This is a genomic window from Leptothermofonsia sp. ETS-13, from assembly GCF_049200465.1.
Taxonomy (GTDB): domain Bacteria; phylum Cyanobacteriota; class Cyanobacteriia; order Leptolyngbyales; family Leptolyngbyaceae; genus Leptothermofonsia.
On record NZ_CP120836.1, the window covers coordinates 153,004 to 169,841 of the forward strand.

The 16,838-nt window shown below is 49.2% G+C and carries 11 protein-coding genes and 3 pseudogenes; 9 read left to right on the plus strand and 5 right to left on the minus strand.

The window, feature by feature from the left end:
* The first annotated feature begins 43 nt into the window (after positions 1-43).
* The 4 genes and pseudogenes from proS to P4D80_RS00755 all read left to right on the plus strand — a co-directional run bounded on the left by proS (position 44) and on the right by P4D80_RS00755 (position 6,210).
* Positions 44-1,870, plus strand: coding sequence for a proline--tRNA ligase (gene proS, locus P4D80_RS00740; RefSeq protein ID WP_421656953.1), 1,827 nt, complete (start codon positions 44-46; stop codon positions 1,868-1,870).
* A 597-nt stretch (positions 1,871-2,467) separates the two neighbouring features.
* A complete protein-coding gene (gene rnhA / locus P4D80_RS00745) occupies positions 2,468-3,151 on the plus strand; it encodes a ribonuclease HI (protein ID WP_421656954.1) in 684 nt (227 codons plus the stop codon).
* A gap of 107 nt (positions 3,152-3,258) precedes the next feature.
* Positions 3,259-3,447 (plus strand): annotated as a pseudogene (locus tag P4D80_RS00750) (MFS transporter); the annotation flags it as partial.
* Positions 3,448-4,110: 663 nt separating this feature from the next.
* Complete coding sequence (locus P4D80_RS00755; protein WP_421656955.1) at positions 4,111-6,210, plus strand: PEP-CTERM sorting domain-containing protein; 2,100 nt, start codon at positions 4,111-4,113, stop codon at positions 6,208-6,210.
* 452 nt (positions 6,211-6,662) lie between these two features.
* Here P4D80_RS00755 and P4D80_RS00760 read toward each other — a convergent pair whose 3' ends face one another.
* The 4 genes and pseudogenes from P4D80_RS00760 to P4D80_RS00775 all read right to left on the minus strand — a co-directional run bounded on the left by P4D80_RS00760 (position 6,663) and on the right by P4D80_RS00775 (position 7,847).
* The gene (locus P4D80_RS00760; RefSeq protein ID WP_421656956.1) at positions 6,663-7,040 is read right to left on the minus strand and encodes a transposase; all 378 of its coding nucleotides are present in this window, start codon (positions 7,038-7,040) and stop codon (positions 6,663-6,665) included.
* 15 nt (positions 7,041-7,055) lie between these two features.
* A complete protein-coding gene (locus P4D80_RS00765) occupies positions 7,056-7,202 on the minus strand; it encodes a hypothetical protein (RefSeq protein WP_421656957.1) in 147 nt (48 codons plus the stop codon).
* A 33-nt stretch (positions 7,203-7,235) separates the two neighbouring features.
* A pseudogene (locus P4D80_RS00770) lies at positions 7,236-7,447 on the minus strand (tyrosine-type recombinase/integrase); the annotation flags it as partial.
* 127 nt (positions 7,448-7,574) lie between these two features.
* Positions 7,575-7,847 (minus strand): site-specific integrase, encoded by a 273-nt coding sequence (locus P4D80_RS00775; protein ID WP_421659605.1) that lies wholly within the window; start codon positions 7,845-7,847, stop codon positions 7,575-7,577.
* Between the two features lie 483 nt (positions 7,848-8,330).
* Here P4D80_RS00775 and P4D80_RS00780 point away from each other — a divergent pair, with 483 nt between their 5' ends.
* On the plus strand, positions 8,331-9,386 hold the full coding sequence (locus P4D80_RS00780) for an adenylate/guanylate cyclase domain-containing protein (RefSeq protein WP_421656958.1): 1,056 nt from the start codon (positions 8,331-8,333) through the stop codon (positions 9,384-9,386).
* On the opposite strand, the gene P4D80_RS00785 is transcribed toward P4D80_RS00780, so the two are convergent.
* Positions 9,383-9,565 carry a hypothetical protein gene (locus P4D80_RS00785; RefSeq protein ID WP_421656959.1) on the minus strand — a complete coding sequence of 61 codons (183 nt, stop codon included), beginning with the start codon at positions 9,563-9,565 and terminating at the stop codon, positions 9,383-9,385. The genes P4D80_RS00780 and P4D80_RS00785 overlap by 4 nt on opposite strands.
* Before the next feature lie 434 nt (positions 9,566-9,999).
* On the opposite strand from P4D80_RS00785, the gene P4D80_RS00790 reads away from it, so the two are divergent.
* From P4D80_RS00790 to atpC, 4 genes and pseudogenes are all read left to right on the plus strand, one after another.
* Positions 10,000-10,290 (plus strand): hypothetical protein, encoded by a 291-nt coding sequence (locus P4D80_RS00790; RefSeq protein WP_421656960.1) that lies wholly within the window; start codon positions 10,000-10,002, stop codon positions 10,288-10,290.
* A gap of 895 nt (positions 10,291-11,185) precedes the next feature.
* Positions 11,186-14,257, plus strand: coding sequence for a DUF4347 domain-containing protein (locus P4D80_RS00795; protein WP_421656961.1), 3,072 nt, complete (start codon positions 11,186-11,188; stop codon positions 14,255-14,257).
* Positions 14,258-14,559: 302 nt separating this feature from the next.
* A pseudogene (gene atpD / locus P4D80_RS00800) lies at positions 14,560-16,016 on the plus strand (F0F1 ATP synthase subunit beta).
* 71 nt (positions 16,017-16,087) lie between these two features.
* Positions 16,088-16,501, plus strand: coding sequence for an ATP synthase F1 subunit epsilon (gene atpC / locus P4D80_RS00805; protein ID WP_421656962.1), 414 nt, complete (start codon positions 16,088-16,090; stop codon positions 16,499-16,501).
* Positions 16,502-16,838 lie beyond the last annotated feature (337 nt).

Here is a 16,838-nt window from a genome sequence, read left to right on the forward strand (position 1 = left end):
TTTAGACTGAGATGATGACTAAACACTGAAAAGGAAACTGGCAATGCGATTGTCTCAAATGCTGTTTGTCACCCTGCGAGAGGATCCAGCAGAAGCAGAAATTCCCAGCCATAAACTGCTGCTGCGGGCAGGTTATATTCGCCGCATTGCCAGTGGGGTTTATGCTTACCTGCCGCTGATGTGGCGAGTGTTGCAAAAGGTTTCAAAGATTGTGCGGGAGGAGATGAATGCAACCGGGGCGATGGAGTGCCTTTTGCCCCAGCTACAGCCTGCTGACCTGTGGCGAGAATCGGGACGATGGGATACTTACACCAAAGCGGAAGGGATTATGTTTTCCCTGGTAGATCGCCAGGAGCGGGAGATGGGTTTGGGACCGACCCATGAGGAAGTGATTACGGCGATCGCCCGTGACATGATTCGCTCTTACCGCCAGTTGCCGCTGAACCTCTATCAGATTCAGACCAAGTTTCGGGATGAGATCCGCCCGCGCTTTGGTTTGATGCGGGGGCGAGAGTTCATCATGAAGGATGCCTACTCGTTTCACCCGGATGAAGAGAGCCTGAAACAAACCTACCAGGATATGCATCATGCTTACAGCAACATTCTGCGTCGCTGTGGATTGAAGTTCCGTGCTGTGGATGCGGATTCGGGTGCGATCGGGGGTTCGGGTTCCCAGGAATTCATGGTGCTGGCCGATGCTGGAGAGGACGAAATTCTTTACACCGATGACGGCAAGTATGCGGCGAATGTCGAAAAAGCTGTTTCCCTTCCCCCGGATAGTTCGCCTTCCCCTTTCAAAACCTACGAAAAGCGGGAAACTCCGGGCACGGAAACTATTGAGAAAATGTGCAGTTTTCTAAAGTGTTCGCCCACCTGTGTGGTCAAAAATGTTCTTTATCAGGCAATCTATGACAATGGCATGGTTGTGCTGGTACTGGTCAGCATTCGGGGAGACCAGGATGTCAACGACGTGAAGTTACAAAATGAGTTGACCCGACTGGCAGAACGCTACGGAGCAAAAACTATACTATCTCTGGTCGTTCCCGATCCGACCGAACAGGAAAAGTGGGCGGCGAAACCTTTACCGTTAGGCTATATTGCGCCCAATTTGCCAGATAGCTACATTCGTCCAGCCCAACCTCAGCCATTGGGAGCGAAAGCAATCAGTCAGGTTGCGCCTAAATTTCTACGAATGGTTGACAAGACAGCAGTTGATTTGAAGAACTTTGCAACGGGGGCAAACGAGGCGGGCTATCACGTTGTTGGAGCAAATTGGGGTAAGGAGTTTGATTTACCGGAACTGGTGGTGGATGTGCGCAAAGCAAAGGTAGGCGATCGCGCCCTGCATGACCCCAGCCAAATCCTGGAATCAGCTCGTGGCATTGAAATTGGCCATATCTTTCAGTTAGGAGCTAAGTACTCAAAGGCAATGGGAGCAACCTACACCAATGAACAGGGTGAAGAAATGCCTCTGGTGATGGGCTGCTACGGGGTGGGGGTGTCTCGTCTGGCTCAGGCAGCGGTTGAGCAGTCCTTTGATAAGGATGGAATTATCTGGCCGGTGGCGATCGCGCCTTATCAGGCGATCGTGATCATCCCCAATATTAACGATGTAGAGCAGGTAAAAGCTGCCGAAACTCTCTACACCGAACTTAATCACGCAGGCATTGAAACTTTGCTAGACGATCGCGATGAACGGGCAGGCGTCAAGTTCAAAGATGCAGATTTGATTGGTATTCCCTACCGGATTGTGACCGGAAAGGCGCTTAAGGAAGGCAAAGTAGAGGTTGTGGAGCGTGCCAGTAAGGAAACTCAGGAATTGCCACTAGTAGAAGTTATACCTACCTTAAAGCAGTGGATAGAGAAGTAGCCTTTACGCATTTGTACTAGCTTTAGTGGCTCTATAAGGTAAGAATGAGTGGTGCTAGCCACTATCGTTATATAGCGGTAGTCATTATGGTTAGGACGGGGTGCAGGGGTGGAACCCCTGGCTGGGGGCGAAGCCCCCACTCCCTCTCTAATTCCAATGTCCTAACGCACCCGCGTAGAGCTATATCAGCGTAGAGCTATATCAATTGGATTTGAAAACAGTGCCAATCCGACTCCTCTTAACCTACCCCTGCCAGGTGTAGGTTTGGTGAACCACTAGCGGCAGTTGATGAGAAGACTCTGGCAAGCAAAAAATATGGCTACGGACACAATTTAGAAAACTTGATGAATAAACCTGGCAAACATTTGCCCGATTTTGACCGAGAAACAGATAGCCTCAAGCTAAGTTCCCACCAGGATATAAAGTAGCCCAACACCAAATTATTCTGACTCCTGACTTCTATCTTCTGACTTCTATGAGAGCAGCCAGTGGAGGGTTTGGAGAAGGGGCATTGCTGAAAAGCAGTATGAATCGAAAGAAAGACGTGGGGTGTAGGATGTAGAGAAACTTCGATCGCTCTTCGCCGTAGAAATGCTTATGTCCGTACAATCGGGTCAATCTGAAGAAGCCCTGACTTTACAAGAACGTGCCGAACGCGCTGAAAAACATCTTTCAGAAGCACTTGAACAGTTAGAGCAAGAGCGCCAACGGGCCAATGCAATGGAGGCAAAACTGCGGGAACTTAATGTTCCGCTCGATTTTTTAGCGTCTTCTAATTTAGGGGCAATTGGAGAAGGCGATCGCCCGCTTCCCCAACAACCAAAATCAATGATTCAGCGCATTTACACCGATGGTGCCTGTTCTGGAAATCCAGGTCCGGGCGGGTGGGGAGTGGTGGTCTACTATGCAGATGGCTCGGTGCGTGAAATGGGCGGCAGTGACCCAATGACCACTAACAACCGGATGGAAATGGAAGCTGCGATCGCCGCTCTGCGATTTTTCAATGAAACCGGGCAAACCCAACCCGTTGAGCTTTACACCGATAGTGAATACGTCTTGAAAGGGATGACGGAATGGATTAAAGGCTGGAAACGGAAAGGGTGGAAAAACTCAAAAGGGAAGCCTGTAGAAAATCAGGACCTCTGGCAAGTGCTGGATTTGCTCAATTCTCCAGCGGTGAAATGGTGCTATGTCCGGGGTCATTCTGGTGACGAGGGCAACGATCGCTGTGATGAAATTGCTCGCGCCTTTTCCCTCGGCAGAACACCCATCCTCAGGTAACAGTAAGGTTTGCTAAACTCCTTACTCATTTCTCCCACCCTATGACCTCATCGGCCTTTACCTCCGCCTCTACCTAGAGTCCTCTCCGGCAACCAGTATTTCGGGCTTTGTGGATTGCTTCGGCAATCTCAACCGTTGGCACATGGATACATGATGTGGCGGCAGCATGGCTGATGACATCACTCTCCCCTTCTCCCTTGCTGGTCGCCATGATGAGTGTGGCAGCGAGTTTGCCATTTTTTCTGTTAGCTTTACCAGCAGGCGCGATCGGCGATGTGGTGGATCGCCGCAAGATGTTGCTGATTACGCAGGGATGGATGCTGGCGATCGCGCTGTTTTCGCTAATGCCCGCTATGCTCCGCCCCTGCAAACGGTTTTCATCCGCACGGTTAGCTACATTTTTTGCCAACGTACTATTTCACACTAATACTGCACCAATCCCGCCGATGTTGCGGCATTCACCGAAGTATGCAAGCCTTCAGTCGTAATCCCAGACGAGATGGTGCCATCTGGTGGAGGCTGTTTCAAGATCTGTCTGAACCTGGACGCTTTGTAGAGGCGGTGCTGGTTGAGTCCCCAGCATCAGAAGGCAGGGGGCAGAGAACCGATTTTTTCCCAGAGTACATAAATAAATAGTGAAGTAGTTCTGGGCCAGATATGAAGATTACTTGAAGTTCCGGACTCATTGACCATTGCTTAACTTTTATTGGCCTTCTCTTAACCCGCGATCGCTACGGTTATGGAGTATGTCCGTAGATTCACGGGTGCGATCGTGCAAATTGGATTCCTTCTGCTGCTCCGCTTCAAGTTCCATTCAAGCTATAGCTATAGCCACTAAGCTTAGGAATGGGGTGCAAAGGTGAAACCTCTGGCTGGGGGCACAACCCCCACCCCACTTTTAAACCAATGTCCTAAGCAACCTGACGACAGCTATATATCCGTTCACTTATACCTAAGCAATGCCAATGTTGTCTCAAAAGCTCTCTGGGATTAAACCTTTACTCCGTTTTCCTCACCTGCTGTTGGCTTCAAGCCTCACCCTGGCAGGAGTGCTGGTCCCCAATCCAGCTAAAGCCTTTACCCTCAACCTAATCCACTTCAGCGATGGTGAGTCTTCCCTTCTCACTCGCACAGCCCCTGCAACACCAACAACTCCCGCCTTCCAGTACAGTGGGGTCGGTTTGTTCGCAGACCTCATTGATCGCCAACGCAACGCCAGCAACACCGATTTTGACCTACTGGTAACAGCGGGCGACAACTTTCTTGCGGGACCTCAGTTTGAAGCCAGCCTGCAATTGCCCGTTGGTCAGCCCTTTTATGATGCACGGGCACTGGAACTGTTCAATATTGACGTGGGTGGCATTGGCAACCATGAATTTGACTTTGGTCCCGATGTCCTGGCTCGTTTCATTGACCCAGATGGCAACGGTGTTGGCTTCCGTCCCTTTGTTTCTTCTAACCTGGTTATTCCAGACAGCAGTCCCCTGAGAGGGCTGATTCAACCCAGCACCGTCATTACCAAAACGGTCAACGGAGTTGAAGAACGAGTTGGGGTTGTTGGTGTGACAACTCCGCTGCTGCGCAGCATCTCCAGCCCCGGAAATATTGGAACCATTGGAGATGCATCAAACACCCCTGGTTTCAACGACCTGGTGAATGTCGTTCAAACAGAGGTGAATAAACTGACCAGCCAGGGGGTTGATAAAGTTGTTCTGGTTTCTCACCTGCAAAGTATCAGCGAAGAGCAAGTTCTGGCAGGCAGACTGCATGGTGTTGATATTATCGTGGCAGCGGGTAGCGACACCCGTCTGGCAAATCCCGAAGATCCTTTATTACCGCTGACTGGCGAGACGGCAGTTCCTACCTATCCTCAGATTTACAACCCGCAAACGGGTCAACGGGTCAACAGTCTGGCTGACTTACCCGCAGGGGTTGATCCCGTGTTGATTGTTTCTACCGATGGTGAGTACAAGTACCTCGGTAACTTGCAAGTGGAGTTTGACAACGGCAGAGTTGTCAGCATTCTGGAACCAGGCAGCGGTCCCAAGCGCAACACTGACCTGGATGGACTGGTTCCCCGTTCCGATCTGGTGAGTGAAGTACAGAACCCAGTGAGTGCATTTGTCGATAACTTGAGACAAACAGTTGTCGGAGTGACCAACGTACCGCTCGATAGCGTTCGCACCAATGTCCGATCCAGAAGCACCCTGGCTGGAAGTTTGATTGCTGACGCCATTCGAAATGCAGCACAGGATGGAGCTCCCAGTGTGGGGTTGGATCCTGCCAACATTCTGGTGGGGATTCAAAATGGCGGAGGCATCCGCAATGATCGCCGCTTTAACCCCGGTGATACCATTAACGAGTTCGATACCTTCGACGTTCTGCCCTTCTCTAACTTTGTCTCAGTCGTCACCGACATTACTGCGGGCGAACTATTGGAAATCCTGGAGCGTTCTGTAGCTTCCCAAACCGCACCTGACAGGGGCGGGGGTGGCCAATTCCTGCAACTGTCCGGTCTGGAAGTCGTTTATGACGTAACCCAACCAGCACAGTTTGTCACCGCAGCCGGTGAAATTACAGCGGCGGGCTCCCGTATCCTCAGCATTTTGCTTGACCCGGACAACGATCGCACTGGGCAATTTCTGTTCGATGTTGCCCAGGGCGGTTTTCTGGTCGATCCCACCCAACCATTGTTTGACCTGGCAACGATTGACTTCACCGCTCGTGGAGGTGACAACTTCGCAACCCTGGCAAACATTCCTGAGACTCGTAAATTTACCATCGCTGGTTTGACCTACCAGGCTGCGCTAGAGCAATACATCCGTCAGGATCTCCAGGGCACTATTGATGCCGCCGACATTCCCAATGGGGAAGGAATTCGAGTGCGGGATGTGACCTCCTTAGTTGGACCCGCGACTGGAGGACAGGTTATCGTTGCTCCCGGAGACAATACGGAAGCCATCCCTGAACCTACAACTATGCTGGGTGTGTTAACGGCAGGTTTGGGATTGGGGTATATGAAGCGCCGTCAGGCAAAGCGGAAGGAGAGAAGGAGCTAGTAGACGACGGCATAAATCCAGTAACCATTAGGTTGGGGAGTGGGGAGTAGGAGAGAGCCAGAATGGTATCCGTATTCCCGCCGTACTGTACTAGTAGTCCATCAGGGTAGATTTGAGGGATAACTCAAATTTACAAAATCAATTCTCAAGTGTTTTGAGGGTTTTCAACCCATCGAAACAGTCTTGACAGACCACTAAGTAGCTCCGCCCAACTAATTGACAAGAAGAAAAAAGGAATGGGGTAGAACCTCTGGCAAATGGTTCTACCCCCTCCACCCCCCGGATTTATCTTCAATTCAAGAGTAATATATCCTATGTGCTAGATTATAGTCATATCGATCCGGCGACTTACCCGGCAACGGATAGCTTTGAAAGTCAGGCGGAAACGACTAACCACTCATTTATTCTGTCTAATATAGCTATTCTGTTTAATATAGCAGTCGAGGGATAGGTTAGGATAATTTTAGGAAGGCATTATCGACTGCATCCCAAAGATTTGGGAACTGCTTGAGGCTCTTTCGGATGTACTGCTTGAAACGAGCCCAAAACGTCTCAATCTTATTTAAATCAGGAAAATACGGCGGCAAAAACAGAACGCTACACCCGGCCTGAGCAATCAATTCTCGAATCCTCATTGATCTGTGGAACCTCGCATTGTCTATCACTACGACCTGTCCTAGCTTCAACTCCTTCACAAAAACCTGCTGCACCCACGTTTCCACCAACGCACTATCGCAGTACCCCTTGAAGGTGATTGGAGCTATCACTGGATAGTCACACCAGCCTGCAATCATGCTGATGCACTCCGTTCGGTGCCCTGACTTCAACACCTCAAATCGGCTAGATTACTCACACCACCCGTAGGCATAGGCTTCGGTGTCATCCATGTCAGCTTCGTCTACGTAGACCAGTTGCTCTGGCAGATACGCCTGCAATGGCTCTAAGAAGGCTTGCCGTTCTGCTTCATCCCGCCGTTCTTGAGAGATAGACATGCGTCACTTTCTCTTTCCTCTCTACTTTCTTCTCTATAAGCAGCCCGAGTGAATTGTTGTAACAATACACCGAGGTGAAGAGGTGCAGGAATCGAGTGGGCTTTGTACTCCACGCCCCCTCGATTGAAAACATGAATGCAAATCATTGTTGTCTTAACGTCCTTATGCTCAAGTAACTCTTGAATCGTGCGGATGTCATAACCGCTCTCTAACCAATGAGTGGCAAAGCTGTGCCGGAAAGTGTGACAGCCAATCCGCTTAATATAGCGGTAGTCATTGTGGTTAGGACGGGGTGCAGGGGTGGAACCCCTGGCTGGGGGCAAAGCCTCCACTCCCTCTCTAATTCCAGTGTCCTAACGCTCCCGCGTAGAGCTATACATACTGAGGTCGTTTTGCTCGAACGGCATCAAAGTCTGCCATAGCAAGTTTGAGTACTTCCCGATAAAGAAACAGCAAGACACTGAGAGCTTGATTCTGGGTTGAAGCTGAAACCTTCTCCTCGACGGCTAGATGGGTGAGAAATGCTTCGATTTCAGCGTTGCCCATCGTTTTCGAATGGCACTTATTGTGAAACAGGATGTAACGACGAATCCACTGCATGTAGGTTTCTTCCGTGCGGTAGGCGGATTGTCTAGAGAATGTGATTTTGCTATTTCAGCCGCCATACTGCCCAGAGTTATAGCCGTTGCCAGGTTGCTCAGGACATTGATTTTAAGGCCCCCCAGCCAAGGGTTCCACCCTTGCACCCCATCCTAAGCCTGGTGGCTATAGCTACAAATTGGTACCAGGTACAAAATCCTGAAAGGGATATTCTTTGGAAGAGGCTCCAACGTTCAAAAATGCTCATTCAATGACACAACCAATAGCAAGTCGATATGAGATATTTTAATTAATAGAGGGAAAAATTGGACAAAACACCTGTTACCCCTTTTTAATCTGTCTTCTGGTAAGCAATTCCCACCACAATTCTCACCAGATTTAGGTTTTAGGTAGGCTTTAAGGGGGGAGTATGAACATCTTTGCGACCTGGTAACCATCTGGATGATAAGGATGAAGGAATTCCTTTAAGCCAACCGCTAAAATTCCCTGGCAGGAGTTTTTCAGGTGTCTGGATCAATGAGGTAACTGATGAACGCCGAACAAGGCTCAATACTGGTAGTGGATGATATTGAGGCAAACCGTGATTTACTCTCACGGCGACTTCAACGTCAGGGGCATACAGTGGCTGTAGCTGAAAACGGACGGCAGGCGATCGATCTGCTGAAAAAACAACCATTTGACCTGGTGCTTTGCGACATTATGATGCCAGAGATTAACGGCTATCAGGTGTTGGAGCATGTTAAAGCGGATCCGGCTCTGCGCCATATTCCGGTGATCATGATTTCGGCTCTGGATGATATTGACAGTGTGGTGCGTTGCATTGAAATGGGGGCTGAAGATTATCTATTCAAGCCGTTTAATCCCACGCTGTTGAAGGCTAGGATTAATGCATGCCTGGAGAAAAAACGTCTGCGTGATCAGGAGCAAGCCTACCTGAAGCAACTCCAGGCAGAGCAGGAAAAGTCAGAGCGATTGTTGTTAAGTATTTTGCCTGGGCCCGTTGCGGAGCAACTTAAGCAAACCCAGAGCACGATCGCCGAAAGCTTTGCTGAAGCTACCGTTTTATTTGCTGATATTGTAAACTTTACGGACATTTCAACCCATCGATCGCCGATTGAAATGGTGAATTTGCTGAATCGTATTTTTTCAGCCTTTGACAACCTCGCCGAGCAGTATCAACTAGAAAAGATCAAGACGATTGGGGATGCCTACATGGTGGTGGGAGGCATTCCGACTCACCGAGCTGATCATGTAGAGGCGATCGCGGAAATGGCCATGGACATGCAGGGAGCGATCGCGAAATTCAACGGCGAAACGGGTGAATCTTTCAGCATTCGCATCGGCATCAGTACGGGTCCAGTTGTGGCTGGGGTCATTGGTACCAAGAAGTTTATCTATGACCTCTGGGGCGACACAGTCAATACCGCCAGCCGCATGGAGTCCCACGGCATTCCTGGTGAGATTCAAGTTACGGACAGCACTTACAAATGCCTCCAGGATAAGTACTTATTTGAAGAACGCGGTACAATTCCAGTTAAAGGCAAAGGCAAAATGCGCACCTTTTTACTGAAGGGAAAGAGCTAGAGCAGGCGAGCAGAAACAGCCATCTGGTAAAAGAGTGAAGAGGTGAAGAGTGGAGAGGTTGGATCCATAGTTGTCGCCAGGTTGCTCAGGACATTGGTTTTAAGGGAGTGGGGAGGCTGCGCTCCCAGCCAGGGGGTCCACGCCTGTACTCCATCCTTAGTCTGGCGGCTGTAGCTCATAGCTCAAATAATCGAATCATCACAGCTCTCAGTATGCCAACATACGTGAGTAGGAATTAATTCTATTAGCTTTCCCTGTCATAAACTCGGAAAAGTGATTTTTGCTACTACAAATTGTTTGTTTCAGGCTTCATCTGCCCATTAAAATCTACGTATCATTTTGAATACCCTTAAAACTTATGTACCTTTTATTACATAAACTTAGATGACTGAGCTAAACTGATTTATGTAATTACATGGTGGGTACAAAGACCTGTTGCATTCTATCGAAATGAGTTCATAGGTCGCAGGTTGAAAATTTTATTCATAGCAGGTGCAAGGGTTATTGAGATTACCTCTCACCTTCTAAGCCGCACGCTTAGCGACAACTGATTTGTTTGCCATAGCCCATCATTACTGTTTTATCCATTGACTTCCATTGGAGCTGCCTATCTATGGGATTTGTTTACTTTACCAACCTGTGTTTCTTACCTCGTTCTACTAAGATCCCTCTCTGCCCTCATCCTTCACCTTTCACTTCACTTCTCACCTGCTATTCCTCACTTCCCGTTATCAGTCCCACAGTTGGTGACTCCCAAAGCCCAATTACTGGAACCGAAACTGGAGCGGCAGATACCGCTATAAATCCTGGAAATGAGACCATTTCTGCACCGCAAAGTCAAGGAAACGGTACTAATACCAACGATGGCAAGCATTCCAGTGTTGCCAGTATTACACCGACGTGATTCAAAATAAGGGCAACCTGCACCCCGTCCTAAGCCTGGTTGACTATAGTTATGTCTGGAATGGTAGTTATGTCTTGGAATGGCAAATCCGGAGGCTCTACCCTAGCTAAATGACACAAGTTCCTCAAAGTTTCATTCTGTCGTTGTCCTGTCGGTCAGAACCAGTAACTTTGGTCAGAGCCAAAACTCGATTAAATAGTTTGAAAGCCTGGATCTAAGGCAGTCATGAGATGTGAGGAGTACGAAAATTCAGGGGTTTGCCACGAATGTATCAAGCAAACAGAGCTCTGCCTCTAGTACTTGAACAATTCCTAAAATATTCTTTTCAAACCAGTAAAGTCAGAAAACTGAGGTAGGATTAATCTTCGATTGACGTAAGAAGAAATTCTCTGGAAAATAATGTTTCGAATTAATCCCTCTTCAACAAGAGGTTTTCCTAACTGTCACGAACTTTATCTATGAAATCTCTGAGATGGTTTCCTGAGACTGCCCCTGGTTTGATGACCTTTCTGCATTTGAATCTCCTACGTACAGAGGCTTTTTGCTATGCTATGACTTCTTAATCAGCGGAAAGCCAGTTTAATTGAAGGATTTAGAAACAAAAGCTAGCCTTCAAAGCTTTTCTTACTGCTTTCCTATTTTCTTGTTTTAGTGTTTTTCTTGCTTTAGTGTAGGGCAGTAGTTCAGCCCCTGGTAAAACTGCATTTTAAGGGCTTCTTAGACAGTTATCAGGCATTTCTTTAATGGGGTTACTGGCATCTACAGGGTTTTAACTTTGGCATCTACCAGTCCAGTTTGAGTTGTCTCTGGTTATGAATCGATGGGATTTATGAATCGATGGGATTCAGAAATCCCTCAGTCTTTACAGGCGTGTTCTTCGATGATGTGATTTGTTATGAGCTTTACTGATTCTTTATTTGCTGATTCTTTAGCAGTCTCTCAACTTTCTTCCTCTGGTTCTCCCTTCAGTCCTTCCAGGTCGTTCATTGAAGGAAATTCCCTAATTGATCGCCCAATTCCTCGCCCTCTGAGTTCCTCACTTGTTTTTATCGACTCCACGGTTGAAGACTATCAAAGCCTGGTTAGTGGAGCCTCAGCCGGAACAGAAGTACATGTCCTCAATTCTGCACAGGATGCGATCGCCCAGATTACCCAGGTTCTGGCAGGGCGTACCGGCATTTCCAGTCTCCATATCGTTTCCCACGGCGAAGCGGGTGTTTTGAACTTTGGCTCTACCCAGTTAGGGCTGGGAACCCTGGCTACCTACAGCACTGCGCTGCAATCCTGGGCAACTGCCCTGACTCCCACGGCTGATATTTTGCTTTACGGCTGTTATGTGGCAGCAGGCACCCAGGGGCAAACGTTTGTACAGCAGCTAGAAAAGCTGACCGGAGCCGATATCGCTGCCTCCATTGACTTGACTGGGAGCGCAGTTTTGGGCGGCAACTGGAATCTGGAATATGCAACGGGTTCTATCGAGTCGTCCCTGGCATTTCGCTCCGCTACCCTTGCAACTTACGCCTCCACGCTAGACATCATTGTCGAAGAAACCTTTAGAGGTGCTGATGTCAACCAGTTTAACTGGATTTATGGTGTCAGCCGTACCGGAGCGGCTGATCCATTCCTTACTGCCCGTTCTACTGTTGCCCCTTCCCAACCAGGTGGGCTACCTGGCGGTGGTACGGATACACCCTCTAATGGAGCTTTGAGGTTCACCAATAATGTCTCGAATCAGGGGTCTTTTGTCATTTACGACCGGCCCATCAACCGGGCCAGCGGATTGACGATTACCTTCGACCTTTATGCCTATGGTGGAACCGGAGCCGATGGCATCAGCTTTTTCTTGATTGATGGCAGTGCCAACCCTACCACGGCTGGGGGTACCGGCGGTTCTTTAGGGTACTCCTCAAATACCCGCCCTGGTGAAGCTGGACCGGGTATTGTTGGAGGCTACTTAGGAATTGGCTTTGATGAATTTGGTAACTTCTCTACCACGTTTCATGGCAGTAATGGTAATGGAAGTCCTACACCAGACTCTGTTGCCATCAGGGGTAACGAAGCATCTGATTACCGTCTCTTGCGAGTAGTAGCCGCTGCCCCAAGCAGTATTGACAACCCAGGTGGAACGGCAACCCGTGCAAACTCCAGACGTCGCGTCCAGATTGATATTACACCTGCGGGATTGGTGTCTGTTCAGCTGGACCTGAACGATAACAATATTTTTGAAACAAGTGAACTACTAGTTTCAAGCTTTGATGTCACTTCCCAAACTGGATATAGTGCGCCACTACCGCAAACCTTTAAGTTTGGATGGTCAGCATCAACCGGCGGTTCGACTAACTTCCATGAGATCAATAACTTTAGAACCGAAACCTTTGGTGGAGCTCCTTACATTCCACTGGTGCGGTTTGCCCCAACCAGCGGAACCGTCAATGAGGGTGGAACCCTTGATCTGACTGTTAGTCTCGATCTACCAACCAGTAACACAGTAACTGTTCCGCTGACTCTCTCAGGAACAGCGACCAATGGAGCAGACTATACCATTCCCACTTCCATTACGATCGCCCCCGGACAAACCACAGGGACTATCACTCTGACAGCCATTAATGACCTCATTCCTGAAGGGAATGAAACCGTCATTGTTACGTTAGGAACCCCCACAAACGCGGATCTAAATCCAGAGGATACGGTCTTTACGGCCACCATTGTTGACGGTAGTGGATCCATCACTCCCTCCTTTAGCATTGTCAACAACGCCAGCCGTAGTGAAGGAACCCGTGGCAATAAGGTTTATCCCTTTACTGTGATGCTGTCTCAAGCTTTAAGTGAAACGGTCAGCGTCAGCTACACAACTGTTGATGGCACAGCTACGGTTGCAGACAACGATTACATCCCAGTGAGTGGCACCCTCACCTTTACCCCCGGTGTCACCAGCCAGACTATTAATGTCACTGTGGTTGGGGATCAGATTTTAGAAGGCACCGAGCGCTTTACTGTAACCCTGTCCAATCCCATTGGTGGGGGTACCACCATCACCAATGGAGTTGGCACAGGCATCATTGGTGATGACGATGGCAATGGTCCTGACTTTAACCTGGATGGCAATGTAGACATCTTCTGGCGCAGGGAAGCGACGAATGAAAACCAGATCTGGCTCATGAACGGCGCTACCTTTGCTGACTTTACTGTCTTGCCACTGGCTGCTGCCGAGTGGAGTCTGGAAGGCTATGGTGACTTCAATGATGATGGTGTCGATGATATCCTCTGGCACAACAAGAATACTCTGGAAACGGTGATCTGGGTAATAAACGGGCCTGCCTTTGGAACGTTCACCAACCTGCTGCCGATCAGTGCAGACTATGAAGTCGCTGACATTGGTGATTTCGATGGAGACAATAGGATCGATATTCTATGGCGTAGTACTATCACAGGAGAAAACGCGATCTGGTTGATGGATGGTACTTCGATTAGCGCAATTTCAGTTTTGACCCCTGCGCTGCCAACTTATACCATCGCAGACGTGGGTGATTTTGACGGCGATGGGGACCTGGATCTGTTGTGGAGAAACTACACCACTGGAGAAACGTCTTTCTGGTTATTAAATAACGCGTCCTTTGGCACCTTCAACATTTCGGCGATCGCCCAACCAACCTTCCAAGTCATCGACACTGCAGATCTGGATGGCGATGGGGATCTGGATATCCTTTGGAACGACACCAGTACGGGTGAAACTGTGGTTTGGGTGATGCAGGGCACCACGATCGCATCGACGGTAACCCTGGCTCCCGCCCTCACCTGGACGGGTATCAGCATCCTCGATCTGGAGCGAGATGGTGCATTAGAGTTCTTCTGGCGTAACTACAACACGGGTCAAAATGTCATCTGGCGGATGAATGATACCAATATTGCAGGGGCTGAGGAACTGCTGGCTGCTGTGCCAGGATGGCAGCCACTTCTAGATGATTAGTGTTGCAAATACTAAATTTTGCAACATGGGGGTTCGGGGGCTCCGCCCTTAGGCAGGCATGGAACCCCTAGCTGGGGGCTTCGCCCCCACTCCCTCTCTAATTCCAATGTCCTAACGCACCCGCGTAGAGCTATAGCATTAACTCTCGTTTCCTTGATGACTCTGGCTCCCAAGCAGCAAGAACAGCTCAAAAGCTTGGAAAAGGAAATCCTTGGGGATCAATCTTAATCATTTGTAACCCATTCAGTGATAAGCTAATCAGTGGCAAATCACCATAGCTAAACACAGAGTAGGGCGTGAGCATGGTCACCGCAGAGAAGACAAGTACTGGTTATATTACGCAGATTATTGGTCCCGTCGTTGACATTAAGTTTCCAACGGGTAAATTGCCTGAAATCTATGATGCACTCCGAATTGAAGGCACTAATCCAGCTGGACAACAGGTTGGTGTAACTTGCGAAGTGCAGCAATTGCTCGGCGATCGCCAGGTGCGAGCCGTAGCTATGAGTTCCACCGACGGACTCATTCGGGGCATGGAAGTGATTAGCACTGGCGCACCCATTAGCGTTCCCGTTGGTACTGCTACCCTCGGTCGCATCTTTAATGTGCTGGGTGAGCCTGTAGACAACAAAGGACCCGTGGACATGTCTAAGACCATGCCCATTCACCGTCCTGCCCCCCAAACTAACGGAACTGGAAACCAAACCTTCCGTATTTGAAACTGGTATTAAAGTGGTAGACCTGCTGACTCCCTACCGTCGGGGTGGAAAAATTGGACTGTTCGGCGGAGCCGGGGTTGGCAAAACTGTGATCATGATGGAGTTGATCAACAACATTGCAACCCAGCACGGCGGAGTGTCGGTGTTTGGTGGAGTGGGCGAACGCACCCGCGAGGGGAACGACCTCTACAACGAAATGATTGAATCGGGAGTGATTGACAAAGACAATCCCAGTAACTCCAAGATTGCACTGGTATATGGGCAGATGAATGAACCCCCCCGGTGCCCGAATGCGGGTTGGGTTGTCTGCTCTCACTATGGCTGAATACTTCCGCGATGTGAATAAGCAAGACGTACTGCTGTTCATCGACAACATCTTCCGCTTTGTGCAGGCTGGTTCTGAAGTATCCGCCCTGTTGGGCCGGATGCCTTCTGCGGTGGGATACCAGCCAACCCTGGGTACAGACGTGGGCGACCTGCAAGAGCGCATCACTTCGACCCTGGAAGGTTCCATTACTTCCATTCAGGCTGTGTATGTGCCTGCGGACGACCTGACCGACCCTGCTCCTGCTACCACCTTTGCTCACCTGGATGGAACCACTGTGTTGTCCCGTGGTCTGGCTGCGAAAGGGATTTATCCTGCTGTGGATCCCCTGGGTTCTACCTCCACGATGCTTCAGCCCAACATTGTGGGCGATGATCACTACAACACTGCCCGTGCTGTGCAGTCTACTCTACAACGGTATAAGGAACTGCAAGACATTATCGCCATCCTGGGTCTGGATGAGTTGTCTGAAGATGACCGTTTGACCGTAGCTCGTGCCCGTAAGATTGAACGTTTTCTGTCTCAACCATTCTTTGTGGCAGAGGTGTTTACGGGTTCTCCTGGCAAGTACGTGCCCCTGGAGAAGACCATTGAAGGCTTCAAGCGCATCCTTTCGGGTGAACTGGATGAACTACCCGAACAAGCCTTTTACATGGTGGGTGACATTGAAGAAGCGATCGCCAAAGGCGAAAAACTCAAGGCAGAAGCTAAGTAAGTTATGAGTTCACAGTTTTGAGTTTTGAGTATTCTTTCTGGCTCAAAACTCAAAACTTAGGAGATAAATTTATGGCACTGACTGTTCGTGTGATTGCTCCAGACAAGACTGTCTGGGATTCAGAAGCAGAAGAGGTGATTCTTCCCAGCACCACAGGGCAATTAGGTATTTTAACCGGTCATGCTCCCTTGCTCACTGCTTTAGATACAGGGGTGATGCGGGTACGTGCGGATAAAAACTGGGTGCCTATTGCGCTGATGGGTGGTTTTGCTGAGGTTGAGAATAACGAGGTCACTATTCTGGTGAATGCGGCTGAACGGGGTGACACAATCAATAAGGAGGAAGCCCGTGTTGCTTTTGCAGAGGCGGAAGCAAAGTTAAATCAGGCGCAGTCTGGTGACGATCGCCAGAAGCGAATTCAAGCGACTCAGGCATACAAACGCGCTCGCGCCCGCTTTCAGGCAGCTGGTGGGATGGTTTCCTGACTGGTTAAACCACTCATAAGTCATCTATTCATTAATACCGTTGTGAGGTTCTCCTGAAAGTTTGGTGATGGGTATTGTCTATCATGAAAATAAAATCAATGTTCCGGAGATTTTGTTTGAAATGAAAGAGTAGCGTAAACTACTCTTTCATCAGCAAATCGAGAGAACCGTTGCGATCGCTCCACGAAAGGGAAGCGATCGCTTTTTTCCTTTGGAAAGGGCGACTGCAAAGGCATATAGCGGTAGTCATTGTGGTTAGGATGGGGTGCAGGGGTGTAACCCCTGGCTGGGGGCGAAGCCCCCACTCCCTCTCTAATTCCAACGTCCTAACGCACCC